We start from the raw sequence: 23070 nt of genomic DNA, 5'->3' as shown, positions 1-23070 counted from the left end.
CTGTCCCGAGGAAGTGCACTCCCGCACGAGTGCGGGACAGTTCAGCTGATCTTGCGGGCGGAGAGTGGGCTGGAACCGGGCACGGCCCGGATACCGGGAACGTTGTCGGCGCGCAGTCTGGCGACCACAGCGCCGGGACTGATCTCACCGGCCTCGTACTGGCTCGTGGGGACCGCCACTATCTGCGAAACCGCCAGGACGCTCCCGACCGGGAGACCGGCGAAGACCTCTCGCATGTGGCGGGCGACATCACGCCGGGACCGGGGCATCTGAACCGTCGCCGGCCTACCTACGGGGGTAGTCTCCCGCGCCCCCAGCGGGGGTGCCGGGAGGCCTGCGACGAAGGCGGGCGCGCCTCCATCCGGGCGTTGCCAGCGCCGGGAGAACGCCTCGGACAGATGGTCAGCCCGGGCCAGGATTGTCTCCTCGTCCCACTGAGCGGGCAGGGCACGGTTCAACGAAAGTGCACTGTGCACGAGGATGTCGGATCTCTTGCGCTCCCAGGGGCCATTGGATACCGATGTGTTCAGTCTGCCAGTGAGCAGAGTCAGGTTTCCCACGGTGTGGAGGAGGGACTGCCTGCGCTCATGAGCCTCGACGCTTCCGCGGCCTCCGCCATCGGGAAGCGGCCAGTGTTCCTCCCAGGCCTGGGGCAGTAGGTGCTCGATCGTCAACTCCCCGTTGTGAACCTGTCGCTCGGTCTTGCCCGAATACAGCGAGTCCTCCAACTCGGCCAGCAACAGCCGCATCCGGGTCCGCGTGAGTTGCTTGTACAACGGCTGGGACCGAAAAACGTCGCGGATATCGCGATCGCGGGGCCAGAACCCGGAGTCGGTGTCCTGTCGGAGCAGAAAGTCCTCCACGACCGATGGGTCGTCCTTCGCCTTCAGCTCCTTGAGCAGTTCCAGGAAGAGCCGGTTGTAGTTCTTCGTCGTCAGGCGGCAGACGGTGCGTCGCACCAGGTAGGAGTCCAGGGTGGCCACCGCGCCGGCCCGGTCGTCCTCGTCGAAACGGCTCACCAGCCACAGGAGCACGGGCATCGCGGTGTTGGCGTCCAGAACACCAACAGTGCGCAGAAATCGGCCCTCCGATGTCAGCGGCTGTTCCTCGGCTGTCAGCCGTCGGTAGGCCCCTGCCCGCTCCACCAGGCGCCTCATCAGGTTGACCAGACCCATATCAGTGGCGTTGACGTACCTGCGAAAGGTCAGGAAGAGCTCGGGAGCCATCACCTCCTCGGCGAGTTCACCCGTCAGGTACTGCATGAGGAAGACATCCAGACGAGGCCGCTTCAGCCTTCCCTGCCGCACCTCCTTGCGCCAGTCAGGAGTCTCCAGCTGCGCCCATAGGTCCCTGTACAGTTCCTCCACCGGGAACCCTTGCTCCTCAGCCTTCTGGAAAATCAGGTTCTTGACCAGGTCAGAGGCCTGCAACGGGGTACCTCGGTCGTTCAGAGCTTCGAAGATGACCTGAGCGTTGTCCTCGGGCTTGAGATCAATAACGACCAACTCGAACTTGTCACGAAGTACGCGCACCAAGGCATCGAAGCCCTCGTCCAGCCTGTTTTTGTAGTTCAGCTCTTGTGCCCACCCGACCGTGCGATTGCGAAAGAACCAGTACGCCTGCACGATCGCCGAGGCGTCCGGAGTAACGGGGGACGCGACGTCGACGGGCCGTCGCAGCCGACCGTCCATGACCATGCGGAACGAGTCACGGTCAATGTTGGTAGGCCACACCTTGTATGCCGCATGCGAGTCGTCGGTCATGTCGTCGTCGTTGGCGGTCAGTTTGACGAGCGCACGTACGTACCTGTCCTGGACATCGAGCTCCCGTGCGACATCGCGGACCGCGGCAAGGAGAACCTGCAGCGTCGTCAGCCGCTGCTGTCCGTCGATGACCTGTCTGGCGGGCATCGACCCCGTGAGTGTCAGCAACTGATCCAGCACGACCGCACCAAGAAAATGCGGATGAACTTCCTCATCCTCCATCCTTTGGTGAACCAGAGCGGTGACGTCCTCCCACAGCGGGCGCCAGTTCCGGTCCTCTGTCCAGACGTACGGCCTCTGGAAGACCGGCACGACGAGTCGCCGGTCCGGCCCGAACAGGTCGCGCAGGGTCATCGATTTCGCGTCCATACTGTCCTCCAATAGGGGCTGGTCACACGAGCCGAGTACCTGTCATTGAAGTCCTCTCGGCCGATTCAGGAACTAGCGTCAACCCTGCAACCAGTGGCGAGACCGATGCGAGACGGACGGGGTACCGCCGGAAATCGCCCCTACAGTCGCGACTGCATCGGAACTGCCCAAGAAACGACAACCGCACCTGCCGGTTGTGAACCGGCTGCGGACCCGGGCCCGCAGCCGGCCCGCCCGCTCCACCGACCTGCGGAAGCTGCCCCTGAAGCACACCGCGCACAACCGTGTCCGGCTCGAGATCGCGCAGATCACACGCAACCTCCTGGCCTGGATGCCGATACTCGCGTTGACCAACCGGCACTCGGGCCACCATCCTGCCCGCGCACGGCCACAGAGTGTGAAATGGGTCGTCGCCACCCTCGGCAGCCCGCCACGAATGAGCGTCAGGATTCGGTGGGCTCGACGGCCTCCTGTTTCACCAATCTGTCCCGCAGCTTCTTGGCAGCAGGTTTCACCTTGTTGTCCCAGAAGGGCTTGACATGAGGAGCGATGAGAACAGCGCCTACTACGGCCCCGCCGATGGCCAACTTTTTCCAACTGAGCTGAGGGTCTTCGTCACCATCACTGCCGCTGTAGTCCACGATGGGCTCGTACTCGAAAATGGCCTCTTCTTCAGTGGGAGACCCTCCGGCGTCGAAGCCTCCGGGATTGGCTTCCATATCAGCCTTAAGTGCCGCTACCGTCTCCTCGCTCCAGGTACGAGTTTCCCAGTTTCGGTTGTACTGGGCGTAGCCGCCCGTACCGCGTGAATGGTATTGCTCCTTCGCGTACTGCCGCCCCTTCTCGGTGAGCCCATAAGCGCCGGGGTTTCCGTCCAGGTAGCCGTATTCCTTGAGGAGCGCATTCATTTCACGAGCCGTTCGGCCAAACTCCTCGCCCAGCACCCGTGCTGATTTCCCCATGACTCAGCGCCCCCTCTTACACTTCGGCCGCACTCGGGCCGTCGCTGATGACATGGTGCGACGTTACCGGCAGCACACTGCGCTGCGGGCTAGTTCTGTCAGACGCGTACCGCCTTCGCTGGGGCGCCGAGCAGCGCCTGGCCTTCAACGGCCGCAGCGGCCTCACTGATCCACGAAGGAGCATCGCCTCATGACGACGAACGGCCAGACCTGAAACCGCCTATGCAAGGAACCGAACCACCTGCACGCCCTCACCTGCACCGGCCCGGCCGGCGCCTTCCGTCAGTCCACCAACCTCACCGAGCCCCATTGCGACACCCTCACCGCGGCAGGACCTGCGCGAGCGGACGGCGTTCGCGGACCTGCTTCGTGAGTACGTTGGCTGACTCCCGTCGGGCCAACTCGTCCGCCCTTGACGTCGGCGCACGTCAAGGGCCAGAAACCCGCCCTGTTCCCGTAGCCGCAGGGATAGGGTGACCTTCGGTGATGGTGCAACACGGTGACGCGGTCGCGAGAGGGTGACGCAGAGAACATGGCAGAGGTGCCCGCGCAGATCGGCCGCTACGTGGTCGAGCGCGAGCTGGGCTCGGGGGGCATGGGAGAGGTCTATCTGGCCTATTCGCCCGGCGGGGACCCGGTCGCGGTGAAGGTGATTCGACGGGATCGCCTCGACCAGGCCACGCGCGCCCGATTCGAGAAGGAGGCGCTCATCGCGCGAACGGTCGTGGGTACGAACCGAGTGGCACGCTTCCTCGATGCCGATCCGTACGCCGAGCAGCCCTGGATGGCCGTCGAGTACGTCCCAGGACATACGGTTCAAGAGCAAGTACAGGGCCGGGGCACGCTCCCTACCCCGCTCGTCGCCAGCCTCGGCGCGCTGCTCGCCGAAGGGCTCGAAGCAGTTCATAAGGTGGGCCTGCTCCACCGCGACCTCAAACCGCAGAACGTCATGCTCAGCGAGTACGGTCCGATATTGATCGATTTCGGTCTCGGGGCCTTCGTTGACGCTGACAAGGACAACCTGACGCAGGCCGGGATGATCATCGGCACCATTCGGTGCATACCTCCCGAGCAAGCGCTCGCCCGCACCAAGCCGAAAGAACCTGCCGATGTGTACGGGCTCGGCACAGTGCTTCTCTATGCGGCGACCGGCCACTACCCGTACGAGGGCGCGGACTGGCTCGGAATCGCCACTCAGGTGGCGGACGAGGAGCAGTTCCCAAATCTGGCCGGGCTGCCTGATGCCCTCCTCCCGCTGATCACAGCGATGCTCGCGTACGCGCCGGCCGACCGTCCGATGCTGGCCGAGGTGACCCGGCAGTGTGTGGCCCTCGTAGAGGATGCGGGGCTGTCGGCGGCGCAAGCCCGCCATGCACTGGTAAGTGCGACGGCCTTCTCCGAGGACAGTGCCCGCGCGGCGCAGGACAACGGCCCGTCCTCCTCGGTGTGGGAACGCATCGAACAGTTCACGGCCCCGGTCGGCGAGACCGGCGCTGCGGACGAGGATGACCAGGACAGCCCGCTCGACCGTCCTCTCCCGGTCTCAGAAGGCGCCGGCGCTGAGGCGCCTGCCGATCTCACGAAAGACATCGTGCGGGAAGCCGAGAAAACTTCCGATCCGGAGCCGCCGACCCAGAAGCCGAGGCGAGGTCGGAGGCCGGCCTCTCTGACGGTTTCCGAGGACTTGCGGAAGCGGTACGCGATGCAGTCCGCGCTGTAGCTCGGCTATCAGGCACATCGTCCGCCGGAGGCAATGTCAGTGCACTGCGGTAACACAACGGCAGACGATCGAGTCGCCGTACCTCACCTCCGGGCTTCTCCGGAGCGCATGTGAAACAGCAGTATGAAGGAATGGAGCGGTACGTGACCAGCGTGACGGAGACCGGCGACGGTCAGGGCGCGTTCGACACGGAGGACACTGCGGATGAAGCCGTGGACTCCGCCGTCCCCGGCCCCAGAGGTGCCGCCTCCCTGACCCGCCGGGCCAAGTACGCGCCGGGCGCGCAGGTCCGGGTCCGCGACGAGCAATGGCTGGTCAAAACCGTTACGCCGGTGGGGGACGAGGACTGGATGGTCGAGGCCACCGGAGTCTCCTCCTTCGTCCGCGGGACCGACGCCGTCTTCTACGACAAGCTCGACTACATCGAGGCCCTCGACCCGAAGAAGACCCTTCTGGTCCCGGACGACTCCCCGAACCACCGCAAGGCCCGCCTCTACCTGGAGGCGGTCATCCGCAAAACCGCGCTCCCGCAGACCGAGCACGGTCTCGCGCTGGCCGACAATTTCCTCATGGACCAGCAGACCCACCAGCTGCGCCCCGCCGAGCTGGCTTTGTCCAAGGAGAATCCGCAGCCGCGGGTTCTGATCGCCGACGTGGTGGGGCTGGGAAAGACCCTGGAGATCGGCATCCTGCTCGCCGAGCTCATCCGCCGCGGGCGCGGCGAGCGCATCCTGGTGGTCACTCCGGCGCACGTCCTGGAGCAGTTCCAGCGCGAGCTGTGGACCCGTTTCTCCATCCCGCTGGTCCGCCTGGACTCCACCGGCATCCAGCGCATCCAGCGCGACATCCCGGCCGGCCGCAACCCGTTCGCGTACTTCAAGCGCGCGATCATCTCCGTGGATACCCTGAAGAGCGACGTCTACGCCCATCACCTGGAGAACTCCCACTGGGACGCGGTGGTCATCGACGAGTCGCACAACCTGGTCAACCGGGGCACCAAGAACAACGACCTCGCCCGCGCCCTGGCCGAGCACACGGACGCGCTGATCCTCGCCTCCGCAACTCCGCACAACGGTGCGACGGAGTCCTTTGCCGAGCTGATCCGGATGCTGGACAAGACGGCGATCGCGAACACGTCGGAGTACGAGGTGAAGGACCTGGGCCACCTGTACATCCGGCGGACCAAGACCGACCGCGAGGTCCGTGACTCCCTCAAGGGCAAGTGGGCCGACCGCGGCCCGTCCCGGCCGGTGGTCTGCGAGGCCGGGGCGAAGGAGCGGGCGGTTCTGGAGGAGCTCGCCGCGCGGTGGACACCGCGCGATCCGGCCGCTTCCTCGGTGTGCGCGGACACAATGGTGGCCTACAACCTGCTGAAGTCATTCCTGTCCTCGCACCGTGCCTTCCTGGACTCGGTCGCGGCGCGACGGAAAGTCCTGGAGGCTCCCCTCAAGGTCAGGAGGGGGCAGGATCCGGCGGCCCGCGAGGCCGAGCGCCGTATCGAGCGCGAGGCCATCGTGGATCTTGAGCGCCTTGCCGCCGACATCGGCGACGACGACTCCGCGAAGCTCGACGCCCTGGTGCGCGAGCTGAAGGAGATCGGTGTGGGTCCGGGGTCGGACATGCGGGTCGTGGTCTTCTCGGAGCGCATCCCCACCTTGAAGTGGCTGGCCAAAGTGGTCCCGTCCAGGCTCGGTTTCGGGGCCGGGACCAAGCTGGAGGCGTCCGTGGCGGAGTCGAAGCCTTGGCTGGCCTACGGCGGCGCGGTCCAGGTCATGCACGGCGAGGCCAACAACGAGGACGAGCAGAAGGACATCGTCTCCAAGTTCGGGCTGAAGACCGACCCGGTCCGCATCCTGTTCACCGGCGATGTCGCCTCCGAAGGCGTCAACCTGCACCAGCAGTGCCACCAGTTGATTCATTACGACCTTCCGTGGTCGCTGATCCGCATCGAGCAGCGCAACGGCCGTATCGACCGTTACGGGCAGAGCAAGGCCCCTCAGTTCCGGGCCATGGTCCTCACCGGCGATGTGGAGTGGCGCACGGGTGAGATGGGCGAGCCGCTGCATCTGGACGACCGCCTGGTGGGCTCCAAGCTTCTGGCCCGTGAGGAGGAGGCGCACCGGATCGAGGGCTCGGCGGAGGCCGTCACCGGTATCTACCGGGCAAAGGAGGAAGAGGACCGCCTGACGCGAGACTTGATCTCCGGGCGGACGGTCGAGGAGTCCATCAAGAAGTCCAGCGGCGGCGCGAAGGCGATGCTCGGCCGGCTGATGGGCAACGTCGGGGCCAAAAAGCCGACCGACGACGTGCCTGCTGCCACCGTGCCGAGCCTTTTCGGCGCGTCGGGTTCCACGGCCGCCTACTTCGACGAGGCGTTGCGCCAGACGTACTTCCCCGACAAGCCGGAGAACGTGCTCAAGCTGCGCCGTGAGGACGACGGCACAATCGCCTTCGAACCGCCGCCGGACCTGGTGTACCGGCTGAAGTCGCTGCCCAAGTCGTACCTGACCGATCAGGGCATCCTGCCGACCTCGAAGAAGGAGGGCCGGCTGCGGCTCACCTTCGACAAGGGGCTCGCGGCCAAGCGTCTGGAGGTCGCCCGGGAGACCACCGAGAGCCAGTGGCCCAACGTCAGTTACGTGTCGGACGTCCATCCCGTCCTTGACTGGGTGACCGACAAGGCTCTGGCCGCCCTGCGGCACGACGAGGCGTTCGTTCTCGCCTTCGCCCCCGATCTCGAAGCGGCCGGGAAGCTGGACGAGCAGCTACCGGCCGACCTGGCCGGTCCGGTGTACATGGTCCAGGGCATCTACTCCAACGCGGTGGGCCGCCCTACCGTCGTGGAGTGGATGGCCGTCGTCGGCCTGCCCACCGCACCGCGCGTTCTACGGATCGACGACGCCTTCCTCGCCGCGTGCAATGTCGGCCCGAAGATGCCCGGACGCGCCACCCCGGCCGACCGGGAGGGGCTCCAGGCGCTGGTGCCGGCGGCCGTCGACGCGGCGACCGGGTTCCTCACCGACCGGGCGGCGGAGTACAAGGAGGCGATCGATGCGGTGCTCGCCCCGTACGAGAAGCGGGTCGCCCAGTGGCAGCAGGACGCCCTGTTCGCCGCCTCGGCCCGCTCGCAGAAGGCCAAGCAGGACGTGAAACTCACGGCGAGCCGCCGGAAGTCCATGATCCGGTCGTTGCGGACCTCCGGAGCGCCGATGCTGCGCCTGCTCGGTGTCCTTGAACCGCTGTCCGCGACGCCTACCGAAGTAACCGATGTATCCGCTGCGCCTGTTGCCGGAGAGACGACCGCCTGATGAGTACCGACTTCGACTCCTTCTCCAACCGCGGCGAGTACCTGTCCGCGTTCTACTTCGCCGAGCAGCTCGGCGACGGCCTCAAGAAGGGCGTCTTCGCCGCCTGGGCTAACCAAGAGAGCGACGAGCACGACCCGCGCCCCACGCCGCGCGAGTCGGTGCGGGCACTGCGCTCGACGTACCTGGACGAGAAGTACCGCGGCTTCTTCGCCGAGCAGGCCAAGGCCGACGAGCAGGATGACGAGTACCCGGACGCCGCGGCCTTCGAGGCCCGCCTCAACACCTACGGGGACGAGGAGTGGTGCGAGCGCGTTCAGGACTGGCACCGGCAGGTCCTCGCTGCGCTCGGCTTCCCCTTCGTCTCAGCGGAACCCACCGCACGGACCCTGACTGTGCACCGCGCCGGGCGCGAGCACGAGGTGACCGTGGCCTGGCACGGCGACGGCATCGTGGCCCTGGACTGTGGCTGGTCGGCGAGCAACGACACGGCGCTCGACGCGGGCGGGTACGGCCGCCTGCTCCACCCGCTGCGGGCGGGCAGCGGTGAGAGTTACGAGACCGGGCAGGCGCTCGCCACCTGGTTGTTCCAGAGCGAGCTGGGTGAGGAGGGCGGCGCGGCCCCGCGGTTCGTACTGCTCCTGTGCGGCGGCGTCATCGTCCTCGCCGACCGGCATGCCTGGGGCGAGGGCCGCTACCTCTCCGCAAACCTCGACGCCGCTCTGGAGCGCAACGACCGCCGCCAGTACGGCGAACTCGCCACGATCGCAGGCCTGTTCAGCCATGACGTGCTCGCACCGGCCGAGGACGGCAAACCGCTGGCCATCGACGCGCTGGTCAAGGCGTCCCGCGACAACGCGGTCGGAGTCTCCGGAGAGCTTCGCGAAGGACTCCAGAAATCCGTCGAGATCATCGCCAACGCGATCCTGGATCGCCTGGAGGAGTCCGGCCTCGACCCACGTGACATCGAGCGCCCCGACCTGACGTTCGCCCGGCAGCTCACCCGGGAGTCGCTGCGCTACCTCTACCGCATTTTGTTCTTGCTGTACGCCGAGGCCCGTCCCGAACTGGGTATCCTCCCCGCCGACGACGGCTCCTACGAGGCCGGCTACTCGATGGCACGCCTGCGTGAACTGGTGGAGCGCGACGAGCTGTTGACCGAGGATACGGCTCGTAACGGATTCCATCTGCACGCCTCACTGGACGTCCTCTTCAAGAAGGTCAACAACGGTTACCGACCCTATGGCACCGAGCCGAACGACGACCTGCCCGGCGACGACGAGGACACCCGGCGACGCAAGGCGAAGTACCGGAGCGAGGACCGCCGACTGCGCTTCGAGCCCCTGCGCAGCGAGCTCTTCGAGCGTGACTCCGTCCGCCTCATCGGCAACGAGACCCGCGACCCGCGCAGCGACGAGGACAACGAACCACGCTGGCTGGACCTGCGGCCGCGCAACAGCGCCCTGCACGAGGTGCTGCGTCTGCTGACCCTGAAGAAGGCCGAACGGTCCGGGGGCCGAGCGGGCTTTATCTCCTACCGCAATCTCGGCATCAACCAGCTCGGGGCCGTGTACGAGGGGCTGATGTCGTACACCGGCATCATCGCCGAGGAGGAGTTGTGCGAGGTCGCCAAGGGCGGCGACCCGGCGAAGGGCTCCTGGCTGGTGCCCTCGCAGCGGCTCAAGGAGTACCCCGAGAACACCTGGGTGACGTACGACGACCGGGAGGCGGTGAAGGGGCTGCGCGGCCCGAAGAAGTACCCGCCGGGCCGGTTCGTGTACCGCCTGGCCGGCCGTGACCGGGAGACGTCCGCCTCGTACTACACGCCCGAGTCGCTGACGAAGGTCACGGTCGAGCTGGCGCTCAAGCACCGTCTCGACCAGGAGCGGGACGCCGACGGAAACGTCGTGAAGACACGTGCCTCGGAGCTCCTCCAGTACCGGATCTGTGAGCCCGCGCTGGGCTCGGGCGCGTTCCTCAACGAGGCGATCAACCAGGTCGCCGAGGAGTACCTGCGGCGTCGGCAGGACGAGCTGGGTGTCTCCGTACCGACGGGCGACGTGCTGACGGAGAAGCAGAAAGCCAAGGCGTACATCGCCCTGCACAACGCTTACGGAGTTGACCTCAACGCGACCGGCGTCGAGCTGGCCGAGGTCTCGATGTGGCTGAACACCATGCATCCCGGGATGCGGGCCCCGTGGTTCGGGCTGCATCTGCGGCGCGGCAACTCGCTGGTCGGCGGGCGGCGGGCCGTGTACGCGGCGGGGGACGTGGCCCCGCTGAAGGGCAAGGCCCCCTGGCTCAACGCCAAGCCGCTCGCGCCGGAGCCGCTGCCGTTCCTGCAGGACGGGGCTGAGCAGCCGCTGCCGGACGGGGCGGTGCACCAGTTCCTGCTGCCGACACCGGGGTGGGCGGCAGTCACGGGCGCGAGCGGCGACGCGAAGAAGCTGCTCGCGCAGCTGGCTGAGGGCGGGGTGAAGGATCTCGCGGAGTGGAAGAAGGGGATCCTGAAGACGCCGGCACGGCGGCTGAACAAGAAGACCGGCGAGCCGATCCTCGACCGGAAGTCCGGCGACGAGGCTGCCTCGCAGTACACGCGGCTGCGGGATGCGGCGCGGCGGGCGGAGTTCCTGTGGTCGTTGGTCGTCAAGCGGATGGAGCTGTCGGAGCGGGAGATCGCCCGCAGTATCGACGTCTGGGGCGCGGACACGAAGGACGAGGAGTTCGCCTTCCTGCGGCGGGGCGAGGGAGGTCCGGATGGTGCCGCTGTCCGGATGTCGAAGGAGAAGGTGTACGCGGACCTGTTCCGCGCGGCGGGAACCCCGTACTGGCGGCTCAAGCGCGTCATGAACGCGTGGTGCGCGCTGTGGTTCTGGCCGGTCGGGAAGGCGGGGCTCCTCGACGGGACGGACAACGCGTATACGGGTGCGCCGGTGGTGGGGAGCGGGGGTGCGGGCAGCATCGGTGACCTGATCGAGGCGATGACCGCGACGCTGGTACCGGGCGATGCGGCGCCGCCCATCGAGTCCCCGCCGGCGGCTGAGGCCGGGGTGACCAACCCGCCTTCGTCCCCACCCATGCCCACGAGCGCGCCGCGCTTCGTGGAGAACACCATGCTCTTCGCCATGAAGGGCGACCAGATCTCGATGTCCGACATCGAGGCGTCCTCCGACGGCGTGGTCCACGTGGAGGTCAAGGAGGTCGGCCCGTCCAAGACGACGGTGAAGACCAGGAAGCAGCCCGCCCCCGACCTCTCCCGCCCTGCTCGCCGCCCGCTCATCGCGCTGAAGGACCTCGACGACTGGCTGGACTTTCTGGAAGCCATGCTCGGCCGTGGACCGGTTCCGGACGCCGGCTCGCTCATCGGCTCTCTCGACACCCTGGAGGAGCTCAGCAAGTACGAGCAGCTCATCCAGGACGAGACCGAGATGGACATGGACCAGCGGGAGCCGGAGGCGCGCTTTCCGTGGATGGGAGTGGTCCGCGACATCGCGGAGGATCAGGGGTTCTTGCACTGGGAGTTGGATTTCGCGCTGGCCTTCGCCGAGGGCGGAGGATTCGACCTCCAGGTGGGGAACCCGCCCTGGGTGCGGCCGGAGTGGAAGGAGAACTCCGTCATCGCGGAGTTCGAACCCTGGTTCATGCTCACGGAGAAGCCAGCGGCAGCGGAGAAGCACCGGCGGCGGACGGCGGAGCTGGCGAAGTCGAAGGTGGAGGCGTACACGCTGGGCGAGGTGACGTCGACGGTCACGGTCTCGAGCTATCTGGCGGCGTCGCAGGTATATCCGCTGATCGCAGGGAGCCAGCCGGACATGTATCGGGCGTTCATGTGCCAGGTGTGGGCGCACACGGCTACCGCAGGAAGCGTCGGCATGCTCCATCCAGACTCACACTTCAGCGGTGACAAGGAAGCCGCACTGCGGGAGGCGGCGTACCGCAGGTTGCGGGTTCACGGTGACTTCGTCAATGCGGGACAGCGATTCTTCCCCCGTCCTGTCAGCGATGCCACGCATTTCGGCGTCCACGTTTACGGCACGTCCGGGGAGATCGACTTCCAGCACTTGTCATGGCTGTACTCCGCCGAAGCCCTTCGGGAATCCGCAGGCCACGACGGCAGTGGGAACGCTCCCGGCCTGAAGTTCAATGGAACTTGGGACGAGCGACCTCACAGCAAGCGTGTGGTTCGGGTCACCCTGAACACGCTTGCCCGTTGGCAGCAGCTCTCCGGCGAACAGGACGTCCCAGTCGAGCGGGCGCGCCTGCTGACGCCGGTGAGTACGGCGGAAGACCCGGCGATCGACGCGCTCGCGGCGTATCCGCTGCGGCTCGGGACACTCGCGCCCCGGATCAGCAGCGGATTCCATGAGAGCGGGGCGAAGAAGTCGGTCTACGGACCGAACGAGGACACGCCGCTCATCGACTACAACAAGGAAGAGAAGGACCGGGAGGACTACCAGGCGGACTCCTGGGACGACGTCATCCTCAAGGGACCCCAACTCGGGGTTGCCAACCCGCTCTTTAAGCAACCCAGCCAGGGCGCCGGCGAGGCGCGCGGACTCAACCACGTCGAGCTGGCGTCGGACGCGGTGCCGGAGTCGGAGTACCGGCGGGTGGCGGACGAGGACACGTATCGCGGGGCGCAGGACCGGTGGCTGGACCATACGGAACTCGAGCGGTTGCGGGGGTCCGACGAAGAGATCAAGGCAGTGCGGGAGCGGCTCGCCGCGATACGGGAGTGCCTTCCTCGGGAGATCGAGTACAAGACGGTGGACGAGGCATTCGTCGCCCGGGCTACGAAGCCGTACACGGCGTTCTATCGAGTGGCGTGGCGCGAGATGATTGCCCCAGATACGGAGCGCAGCCTGTATCCGGCGTTGATCCCACCGGGCGCTGCACATATCCATGCCGTGCGATCAGCGAAAGCCGCCGACAACCGAGTGACAGCTTTGCTCTCTGGCATGTGGTCCTCGATGCCGGCGGACTACCTACTGCGCACTGCGGGGGTCGGGCATCTCGACGTGGCACAAGCGCGCCGTCTGCCAGCCCCTGAAGCTGGCTACCCCCTTGCCCCCGCTCTCCTCCTTCGCACCCTCCGCCTCAACTGCCTCACCACCGCCTACGCCGACCTCTGGCAGGAGCTCCACGACCCCACCTGGCCCGCTTACGAGCCCTGGGCCCGCCCCTGGCCGAACATGACGACCGAGCTCCACACGGTCACCCCCACCTGGCAGCGCGACACCCCCCTCCGTACCGAGTACGCCCGCCGGGCTGCCCTCGTAGAGATCGACGCGCTCGTGGCTGTCTGGCTCGGGATTGACGCCGACACGCTCGTCACCATGTACCGGGCCCGATTCCCGGTTCTACAGGGATACGACGACACGACTTGGTTCGACAGCAGTGAACGCAAGATCGCCGCTCATCGGAATGCCTTCGGTCACGGCCAGACCAGCGACCACTGGAAGGCCTTCGAGAAGCACCAGGCCGACCCCGCCACGACCCCCGCCCCCGACGGCTACACCACCCCCTTCTACAAGGCCGACCGCGAGACCGAGATGCGCGAGGCCCACGCCTACTTCCAGAAGCGTCTCGACGCCGCCGTCGAGGCCGGTAAGTGGGACCCGGTCACGCAGGAGGTGCCCAAGCCGTGAGGCCGACGCTCGAGGCACAGGGGCTCAAGGAGAGCCTGCTGCAGTACCTGTCCACCACGTACGCGCTGACCGACGAGGGCGCGCGGCAGGCGCTGCACCGGTTCCTGGGGGACGAGAACTCCGGGATGTTTCGGGGGCCGTTCCTCCGCCTGCGCACGCCGTTCGTCGCGGCCGACGCGTCCTGGACCAGGTATCTGGACTGGCGGCGGACCGACGGCTGGACACCGTACGCGCATCAGGCGAAGGCCTTCGAGCGGCTGTCCTCGGCGGGCGGCCGTATGCCGAAGCCCACGCTGGTGACGACCGGTACCGGCTCCGGTAAAACGGAGTCGTTCCTCTATCCCGTACTCGACCACTGCGCCCGCGAGCGGGGGGTCGGCCGGGCTGGGGTCAAGGCCGTGCTCCTGTACCCGATGAACGCGCTCGCCACCGACCAGGCCCAGCGCATTAACGAACTCCTGTGTGAGCACGAGGCGTTGAAGCAGGTGCGGGCCGGGCTCTACATCGGTGACAAGGCGGCGACGCACTACGACCGGGTGTACACGCGCCGGTCGGACATGCAGATCTCGCCGCCCGACATCCTGATCACGAACTACAAGATGCTGGACCTGCTGCTCCAGCGGGCCCAGGACGCCCCGCTGTGGGCGGACGCGGATATCCGGTACGTGGTCGTGGATGAGTTCCACACCTACGACGGTGCGCAGGGCACGGACGTCGCGATGCTCCTGCGGCGCCTCGCCTCGGCGGTCGGGGTGGCGGAGAAGGGCCGTCCGCTGGGGCGGATCTGCCCGGTGGCGACCTCGGCAACGCTCGCCTCCGACAGCACGGACCAGGACGGTGTCCGCCAGCTGCTCGACGTCGCGACGCAGGTGTTCGGTACGGAGTTCGACGTGTCCTCGATCATCGGGGAGCACCGGCAGACGGTGGACGAGTTCGTGCCCCCGAGCGGCTTCGATCCGATGCTGCCGATCCCGGTCCCGGACGAGTTGGCCACCCTCCCAGACCCCTCACTCGGCGAGGAGGAGTTCCTCGCGCTCGTCGAGGCCGTCACCGGCACCCGCGAGACCGACCCGCTCGTGCTCGGCGGCCTGTTGAAGAACCACATGCTGACCTCGGCGGTGATGCATGCCCTGGACGGGCAGGTGCGCACCGTGCCCGAGGTGCTGGACCTGATGTGGCGGCGGGGCGCGTTCTCCTGGGGGCAGGCGATCACCCGGCAGCCGGAGGTGGCGGCGTCCGCCCTCGCCCGGCTCCTGGCGCTGCTCTCGGTGGCTCGTGATCCGGCCTCCACGCCCGAGCGGCTGCGGCCCTTCGTGCAGGTCGAGGTGCATCAGTGGGCGCGGTCGGTGTCGCGGGTCGTGCGCGGTGTGCTGCCGTGGCCCAAGGCCGAGTTCCAGTGGGACTCGGCCGGTTCCGCCCACCACTCGGGCGAGCAGCCGGCCCGTACCGCCCCGGTGACGACGGCGACCGCGGGCGCGGCCGCGAACCTGTTTCTGCCAGCCGTCTACTGCCGTGACTGCGGCCGTTCGGGCTGGGCGGTGTTCTCCCCGGAGACCGACGACGCGGACGTGCAGGTCGACACGCACAAGATCCGGCGAGCATCGGTCAGCCAGGACAAGATGCGGGTCCGGAACCTGATCGCGGCCACCGAGAAGGAGGCCCAGGAGGGCTCCGGTGCCGCCCCGATGGAAGAGGCCGGGCGCGGTGCGGGCCGCGGCAGCACCGCCCTCGCGGCCACCAACGCCGGGCAGTTGCGTGTACTGGACGGGCCGAAGCGCCGCCTGCGGCTGCCCGATCCGGTCGAGGACTACGACCAGGAGACCGGCGCGCCCCGGCTGGCGGGCTCCGACTCGGCCTTCGTTCTCGTCTACCTCGGGGACACCGCGACCACCGCCGCAGAGGACGACTGGTGCCCGGCCTGCGGCTCGCACAACGCGATCCGCTTCCTCGGTACCGGTGCCGCCGCCCTCGCCGCGGCCTCGGTCACCCAGCTGTTCACCGGCGGCGAGATGGACAAGGCGCAGGGTGAGGACAAGACCCTGATGTTCAACGACTCGGTGCAGGATGCCGCACACCGGGCCGGATTCGTGGCCAGCCGCTCGTACACCTTCTCCCTGCGCGCGCTGTTCAAGAAGCACCTGTCGGAGGAGACGCCGACCGCGCTGCACGACCTGATCGCCGACGTGGTCGCGGCGACCACCGACCGCGAGACCCTTGCCACCGTCGTACCCACCGACCTGCACGACTTCAAGGGCGTCAAGCGGCTCCTGTCCGGTCAGGGACGAGGCGGGGACAAGAAGACCTGGGAGCTGATCGGCGAGCGCTTCGCGTTCGAGGCGCTGATGGAGTTCGGCTTCCGCTCCCGCAACGGCCGCACCCTGGAACTCACCCGCACCGCCGCCGCCCACGTGCGCATCGAGGACCCTGCCTCCGCGATCGCCCTGGTCAAAGCCGCGCACACCGAGCCGTACGGGCGCGGCGGCGGGCTGCCGGTCATCGAACAGGACGACGCCCGCTATCTCGGATTCCTGCGGATCTTCCTGGAGCGGCTGCGGACCCGCGGCGCGATCGGTCACAAGTGGCTGGAGGGGTACCTCTCGGAGGCCGGTACCAGCCGGTACTTCATCTGGGGCAAGCGGCCTCCCGGTATGCGCGCCTTCCCCAAGGGCATCGCGGCCCCGGTGTTCCTGCTCAGCACCCCCAAGACGAGGAGCGAGTTCGACTTCGCGACCGGCCGTCTCTCCTGGTACGAGCGGTGGGCGCAGCGCACGCTCGGGCTACCGCGAGAGCAGGCCGCGGAGTTCTGGTCGCGGCTGCTGCCCGCGCTGGTCGAGGCGGGCCTGCTCTCGGTGCGCACTCCGACCGACAGCAGCCTGCGCGTCTACGGTCTGAAGCCGGGCGCGATCGACGTACAGCTGTTGAAGGACGCCGAGGTGAACGAGGCGTTTGTCCGCTGCCCGGACTGCTTCTGGGAGCAGACCGTCCACCCCGGCCTACTCGTGCAGTGGGACGGGCAGCGCTGCCCGTCCTACCGCTGCCGCACCGGCCTCCTCGTCGCGGGCGACCGGCCCGAGGGGCTCGGCAAGCACCAGCGGGACCGTAACTACCGCGAGGACTATTACCGCAGGCTGTACCGGAAGGCGGGCACGTACCAGGTCATCACGGCTGAGCACACGGGCATGCTGACCCGGCCGGAGCGGGAGCGGGTCGAGGCGGCGTTCAAGGACGGCAGCGGGTTCAAGGATCCCAACGTGCTGTCCTGTACGCCGACGCTCGAAATGGGCATCGACATCGGCGACCTGTCGGCCGTCGTGCTCGCCGCGCTGCCCAGGCGCGCTGCCAACTACGCCCAGCAGGTGGGCCGGGCCGGGCGCCGTACCGGAAACGCGTTCCTGCTGACCATCCCCGACCGCAGCCGCCGAGACCTGTACTACCTGGAGCAGCCGCGCGAGATGATCGCCGGGCAGATCGTGCCGCCGGGCAGTCACCTGTCGGCCATCGAGATCCTGCGCCGCCAGTACCTCGCACACCTCCTCGACCTCGCCGCGCGGGGCCGGCTGTCGCGCACTGACGGCCGTCCGCTGCCTGCAGTCGTACGGGACGCCCCGGCCCTCTTCGGCCCGTCCGGATACCTCGCCGATCTCGTCGAAGCGGCGCTCGCGGACGCCTCGCACCTGGTCGAGGGGTTTCTGGACCTGTTCCCCGTCGGCGTCAACGAGCAGGCCGCCGACGACCTGCGGGCCTTCGCCGGGCGCGGGCTGCGCAGCGCGGTGGAGCGGGCCGAGCGACAGTGGCTCCACGCCGAGGAGGTGCTGCGGCGGCGACTGCGGTACATCGCGGAGGCCCGCGACGAACTCCACGACACCGAGGACGAACAGCGCGACCGTAAGGCCGAACTCGACGCCGAACACCGGGCGCTCGGCAAGCGCTTGAGCAAGCTCGGGCTCATCACCGCCCAGCAGGCCCTGTGTGATCTCGGGCTGCTGCCGAACTACGCGCTCATCGACTCTGTCACCACCCTCAACGCGACGCTGTACTGGGTCGACGGTATGGATCCGAACACCGGCCGGGACCGCTTCGACTCCAAGATCCGCTCCTACGACCGGCCTCGGCGCTACGCCCTGTCCGAACTCGCTCCCGGCAACACGTTCTACGTCAACGGCTACAAGCACGAGATCACCGGCATCGACATCGGCAGCCCCTCTCAGCCGGACTGGAAGGCCTGGCGGTTCTGCCAGGAGTGCGGCTACATCCGCACCGAGGACGCCAAGGACGACCGCTCACCATGCCCGCGCTGCGGCAGCACCGGGATCGCGGACGACGGTTCCTGCCTGCACCAGGTCATCGAGCCCACGACCGTCACCTCCCGCGACAAACGCGAGGACGCCCGTATCGGCGACGACAAGGACGACCGGGAACAGCGCTACTACACCGTCATCGACGCGGTGGACATCCCCCGGGAGGAGATCAAGCACGGCGCGTCCTGGCGACACGCCCACCACACCTTCGGCATCGACTACTGCCGCAAGGCGGTGATTCGCCGCATCAACGTCGGCCCGATGCGGTTCGACAGCCAGACCGAGGACGAACTCGCCGGGCAGGACGTCCGCATGGCCCCGTTCCACGTGTGCACCGCGTGCGGGGCGGCGACCGCCGACGGCAAACCGGTCTTCGACCACGACACCGACGCCTTGGACTCCTCGGCCGCCCGCAACCCGAAGGTCAAGCACCACCAGCCGTGGTGCCCGCTGCGGCGTGGGAAGAAGGCCGCTACCGTGCCCCAGCAGCCGGTGCTCCTCGCCCACCAGCTGAACACCGAGGCGCTGCGGGTGCTCCTTCCGGCGGCCACCGTGCTCGTCGAGGAGAAGATCTACTCCTTCAAGGCCGCACTGCGGCTCGGCGTCGACCGGCAGTTCGGCGGCGACCCCGCGCACCTGGACACCACGCTGGCCCGTATGCCCGACCAGGCCACCGGCGAGAAGCGCCACTTCCTGGTGCTCTTCGACCGGCTCCCCGGCGGCACCGGATATCTGGACCGGCTGACCGACCCCGGCGACTTCAAGGAGATGCTCCTCAAGGCCCGTGCCGTACTCCTCGCCTGCCCCTGCAAGGACGAGGGCCTGCGGGCCTGCCACCGCTGTCTGCACCGCTACACCGAGGAACGCCACCAGGACGTCGTCTCACGCCACGAAGCCCTGGAGATCCTCGGTGACCTCCTAGGCCCGGTCGACGAGAACGGCGAGCCACTGCGCGACGGCGACGGCAACCCCGTCGACGGCTGGGCTGTCACCAAGGTGGCGTCCACCGAACTGATCGGCCTGGACAAGCAGGTCGAGTCCGACTTGGAGGCCCGCTTCCTGGCTGCTCTGCGCAAGTGGAGCGAGGGCCAGGACGACGCCGCACTCGACGAGAGCGGCACGAACAGCGGGTACCTGCGTTTCACCGGTTCCAGGGCCGGTGCTGGAGAGGCCGCCGACTCCGGGTCCGTACGCTCGACCGGCTGGCGGCTCACCGCCCAGCGCAACATGGAGCACACCCGCACCGACTTCACCTTCGAATCCACCGACGGCCCCCGCCGGCTCGTCACCGTCTACCTCGACGGCCACAGGTACCACGCCAGCCGCAAGCACAACCAGATCGCGCCCGACTGCACCAAGCGCAACCACCTGCGGGCCGACGGGCACATCGTCTTCCAGATCACCTGGGACGACCTGGAGCTCTTCGAAAAGGGCGACGCCGCCAAGGCGCAGCCGGTGTGGCCGCCCTACCGGCGCATCGGCCAGGACACCGCCAAGGAGTGGTACGAGGAGCTGGGCGGCGACCGCGCCCACTTCTCGGCCGCTGTGTTCGCCAATCCCATCGACACGCTCCTCGCCTACCTGCGCCAGCCCTCCCGTACCGCATGGGGGCGGCGGGCCAAGGCGCTGGTCGGCGGGCTGATGAGCGCGCCGGAGCCGCTCGTACAGCAGGCCGACCGGGGCCAGGCACGCGAAGCCGTACGGGCCGCCCTTACCGCCCTCGGCCGCGGTCAGGCGCCGGGGCCGGAAGCCGGGGAAGGCGACGGAGCGATCCTCGTCCTGCACGCCGTGGACGAAAACGGGCTGCCGCTGATCTACACCGTGGATGCCTCCGGCCAGGAGCCGGGTTGGAGCGCCATCGCCGTACTCGACGACCGCACCGCGAGCCTGGGCACCGCCGAACACAAGCTGATGTGGCGGTCCTGGCTGTACTGGTCGAACCTGCTGCAGTTCCTGGCCTTCGCCGGCGGCGACGGCATCCAGCTCGCGAGCAGCCAGGCCGCCGAGTACCCGGTGGAGGTCCTCACCATCGGCGGCGGCGTCGGCGAACTCGAATCGCTGATCGTCCAGCGGAACCCGGCTGCCGACGAGGTGAGTTCGGTGGTGGACAGCCGCACCGCGGTACTCGCCGGTGCGGCCGACGCCGAATCGACGGAGGAGTCCTCCCTGGAGAAGGTGGTCGCCGGCGTCCTGCGGGACCGGGCCTGGGACGAGGACATCATCGAGCTCCTAGAGGAGGACGAACCGGAATCCGACCTCACCCGGCTGGCGAAGAAGATCGCCGCCAAGGGCAAGAAGGCCCCTGTCTTCGGCTACGAACTGGGCGAACGGGGTTGGCAGACGGACTTCGCCTGGACCGATTCCCAGATCAAGATCGCCGTCGTCGTGGCCCCGGACACACACGGATCCCAAGCCGAGGAAGAGCGCCGCAAGCGCGACGAGGCATACGCCGCCGACGGATGGACCGTACGTACCGCCACCGACTGGCTCGGCCACCTCGACACCCTCCTGACACTCCTCCCCGACACGGAAGGCTCCAACTCCTGATGACCGCCCGGCTCAGCCTGTACGAAAAGGCCGAACACGAGTTGTACAAGCTCGACCGCTCGGTCAAGGGAAAGTTCTACGACTTCTGCCACCGATTCCGGCAGAACCCCGACCACCCCGGCCTCGACCTCAAGCCCCTCAAGGGCGACGGACGGGTCTTCCGAGCGAAGATCGACCAGTCCTACCGGGCCCTCCTCGCCAAGGCCGGCGTGGACGAGCACGGCCAGGAGCGGTGGCTCGTCGTCGCGGTACGCCACCGCAAGCACGTCTACGAAGAACTCTCCGTCGCGATCAACCGCGTCACCGGTGAGATCGAGTTCGTCGACCTGTCCGTCGTCGGGCAGAGCGTGCTGCAGCGCGCCGGCGTCACCCTCACCCCGGTCGACCCGACGCCCGAGGCCGAGCTCCAGCAGCCGGCACCGACCCCGGAGGTTCACGAGTCGGTCGCCGTAGAGCCCGCCGCACCGCTCCTCTCCGGGATCACCGGCGAGGACCTGCAGTCGCTCGGTGTCGCCGCACAGCTCATCAACCTCGCACTCGCCGTCACCGAGAGCGGCGAGCTCGACCAGTTGGTCTCCGGCGCCCCGCTCCTGACCAAGGACATCCTCTACGGCCTCGCCGCCGGGATGTCCATCGACGAGGTCCGGCGCGAGATCACGGCCCCTGTCGAGGTCGACCTCGCCGACACCGAACATGACGACCTCGGCGCGGCGCTGGCCCGCACCACCGTCACCACCATCGACGACGACCTCCGCGTCGTACTGGAAGAAGGCGACTTCCGGGCCTGGAAGGTCTTCCTCCACCCCGCCCAGGCCAAGCTCGTCGACCGCCGTTACAACGGTCCCGCCCGGGTCTCCGGCGGCCCCGGAACCGGCAAGACGATCGTCGCCCTCCACCGGGTCAAGCACCTGGCTCAGCAGCTCCCTCCCAGCCACAACAAGCCCATCCTGCTCACCACCTTCACCACCAACCTCACCGTCGACCTCCGCGCCCGCCTCTCCTCCCTCCTCGAACCCGAGCTCGTCGCCCGCGTCGAAATCACCAACATCGACAAGCTCGCGGCCCGCGTCCTCAACGAGAACTCACTCAGTGGCACCGGCAAGCAGCGCATCTACGACAGCGTCGCGATCGGCATCCTCCAACGCCTCCTGTTCGAACTCGACGAGAAGCGCTGGGAGCCCGAGTTCCTCTACGAGGAATGGGAACAGGTGATCCTCGGCCAGTCGCTCAGCAACCGCAAGGCGTACTTCGACGCCCGCCGCGCAGGCCGCGGCCGGTCCGTCAGCCGCCCCGAACGCGCCCAGATCTGGAAGATCCTCGAGCAGTTCACCGCCCGCCTCGACAAGGAGAACCGCGAAACCTGGGGCCAGGCCGCCGAACGCGCGGCCCGCTTCGAGATGGAACGCGCCGCCAAGATCAAGGCCAGGCAGGACCGTAAGGACGAGGTCGGCGGCAAGGACCTCATCCACCGCGACGACAGCTCCGGCATGCGCTACATCGCCCACCGCTACCAGCACGTCGTCGTCGATGAGGCCCAGGATCTGCGCCCCGCCCACTGGAAGATGCTCCGCGCCATGGTCGCCCCCGGCCCCGACGACATGTTCATCGCCGGCGACACCTACCAGCGCATCTATGACCAGCAGGTCACTCTCGGCACCGTCGGCGTCAACATCCGGGGCCGCTCCTCCCGCCTCACCCTCAGCTACCGCACCACCAAGGAGATCCTCGCCCGCGCGATGCAGGTCGTCGACGCCAAGGGCAACGCCCCCGCCTACGACGACCTCGACGACGGCACCGACACTCTCGCCGGCTACCGCTCCGTCCTTCGCGGCCCCGTCCCCGAACTCGCCCCCTGCGACACCTGGGACGACGAACTCACCCAACTCGCCACCACTCTCCACGCCTGGCGCGAGGAACTCACCTCCGGCGACGGTGGCAACAACCCGCGCCGCGACCCCCGCGGCAACATCGCCGTCTGCGTCGCCGACCGCGACTCCGTCAACCAGGTCATGTACTACCTCGCCACCGAGGCCGGCATCACCGTAGCCGAACTCACCAAGGACGGCGTCAAGGGCGACGGCGAAGTCCACGTCGGCACCATGCACCGCTTCAAGGGCCTCGAATACCAGAAGCTCGCCATCGTCGGCGCCCGCGACGGTTTCATCCCCCGCACCGCAGTCATCGACCGCTACCGCGAATCCGATCCCCAGCGCTACGCCCGCGAGGAACGCAAGGCCCGCTCCCTCCTCTTCGTCGCCGCCACCCGCGCCCGCGACACCCTCCGCATCAGCTGGCACGGGGCACCGAGCCCTTATATTTCCCGATAGTGAAAGACGAAGGCCTGCCCGGCGGGGGGGGGCGCAAAGGCTGTGCCTCATGACCGTCCTACAAGGCTCTGCATCACGTGATGCTGAACCGGAGGTCGTTGGCTGGACGAGTCAGCTGGAGTCTTCGAGCC

At 67.9% G+C, this 23070-nt stretch carries 7 protein-coding genes; 5 read left to right on the top strand and 2 right to left on the bottom strand.

Annotation, left to right across the window (positions count from 1 at the left end; all coding sequences use genetic code 11):
- Positions 1–41: 41 nt before the first annotated feature.
- A complete protein-coding gene (locus ACZ3IC_RS09000) occupies positions 42–2132 on the bottom strand; it encodes a DUF262 domain-containing protein (RefSeq protein ID WP_467414096.1) in 2091 nt (696 codons plus the stop codon).
- 443 nt (positions 2133–2575) lie between these two features.
- A complete protein-coding gene (locus ACZ3IC_RS08995) occupies positions 2576–3094 on the bottom strand; it encodes a hypothetical protein (RefSeq protein ID WP_467414093.1) in 519 nt (172 codons plus the stop codon).
- A gap of 532 nt (positions 3095–3626) precedes the next feature.
- Here ACZ3IC_RS08995 and ACZ3IC_RS08990 point away from each other — a divergent pair.
- The 5 genes from ACZ3IC_RS08990 to ACZ3IC_RS08970 all read left to right on the top strand — a co-directional run bounded on the left by ACZ3IC_RS08990 (position 3627) and on the right by ACZ3IC_RS08970 (position 22939).
- Entirely contained in the window at positions 3627–4814 is a 1188-nt protein-coding gene (locus ACZ3IC_RS08990; RefSeq protein WP_467414092.1) for a serine/threonine-protein kinase, read from the top strand.
- 143 nt (positions 4815–4957) lie between these two features.
- Complete coding sequence (locus ACZ3IC_RS08985; RefSeq protein WP_467414090.1) at positions 4958–8122, top strand: SNF2-related protein; 3165 nt, start codon at positions 4958–4960, stop codon at positions 8120–8122.
- Positions 8122–13767 carry a hypothetical protein gene (locus tag ACZ3IC_RS08980; protein WP_467414087.1) on the top strand — a complete coding sequence of 1882 codons (5646 nt, stop codon included), beginning with the start codon at positions 8122–8124 and terminating at the stop codon, positions 13765–13767. The genes ACZ3IC_RS08985 and ACZ3IC_RS08980 overlap by 1 nt, the downstream gene beginning before the upstream one ends.
- On the top strand, positions 13764–20612 hold the full coding sequence (locus ACZ3IC_RS08975; RefSeq protein WP_467414085.1) for a DEAD/DEAH box helicase: 6849 nt from the start codon (positions 13764–13766) through the stop codon (positions 20610–20612). Before ACZ3IC_RS08980 ends, ACZ3IC_RS08975 begins: the two co-directional genes overlap by 4 nt.
- Positions 20612–22939, top strand: a complete 2328-nt coding sequence (locus ACZ3IC_RS08970; RefSeq protein WP_467414084.1) for a UvrD-helicase domain-containing protein — start codon at positions 20612–20614, stop codon at positions 22937–22939. The genes ACZ3IC_RS08975 and ACZ3IC_RS08970 overlap by 1 nt, the downstream gene beginning before the upstream one ends.
- Positions 22940–23070 lie beyond the last annotated feature (131 nt).

The sequence above is a fragment of the Streptomyces sp. NPDC002958 genome (genome assembly GCF_055563255.1).
The sequence above is the reverse complement of the archived record's forward strand: the minus strand, read 5'-3'. Positions and strand labels throughout refer to the sequence as shown.